This window comes from Xanthobacter autotrophicus, from assembly GCF_030015065.1.
Classification (GTDB): domain Bacteria; phylum Pseudomonadota; class Alphaproteobacteria; order Rhizobiales; family Xanthobacteraceae; genus Xanthobacter; species Xanthobacter autotrophicus_D.
Genome location: NZ_JAIVFN010000293.1, coordinates 1 through 696 on the forward strand (window position 1 = coordinate 1; position 696 = coordinate 696).

General features: G+C 61.2%; 1 pseudogene. It reads right to left on the reverse strand.

Annotated features, from left to right (window positions below):
* Nucleotides 1-696 (reverse strand): annotated as a pseudogene (locus tag K9U40_RS23170) (hypothetical protein); the annotation flags it as partial.

The window sequence follows — 696 nt, forward strand, 5'->3', positions numbered from 1 at the left end:
GGCCTCAACCTTCGCTTGTAATACCCGCGCCGCTTCGGTTCCTAGGCTCATTGCCTCGCGCAGGTCCCGCACCCAACCGCTGCCGCCCATTTGCGGCAGAGCCGTCACCGCGGCCGTCGGCGCCGGGTTATCGGAAAACTCTCTGTAGAAGTTGTTGCTGGCCAACAGCAGGCTGCCGGATACTTCTGCTACGCCGCTCGACCCTTGGCTTCCGTCCACACGAGTAAATCTGCCGCTCCAGGGCTGCGTATTGCCATTCCCCAAGTCAACATTGCTGGAGCGGCCACGGGTATCGATGCTAGCGATGCCCAGCTCTGACAAGGTATGCAGCTCGCTTGCTTGGCTGACGCCGTCCTGGTTTGCATCCTTCCAAATGCGCAATTGTCCATAGACGGTATCTGCTGCATTGATAACGCCATCACCATTTCCGTCCTGCCCTGCCAGCGCCTCGTAGCCATTGGCATAGTACCTTCCCTGCCCCTCTTGCAGTTGTCCTTCGCGCAGCGTCTGATCGCCGAACAGCTCGCGTCCCGAATCGACCAGGCCGTTGCCGTTGCGGTCCAGCACCACGATGCCGTCGTCGCCCTTGATCCAGCCCGTGGCGTTCCTGATGCCGTCACCGTCGTGGTCGAAGAGGATGGGGCGGGTGGGATCGATACCTACCGCTTCTATGCCGTCGCCGTCCAGGTCCAGAAC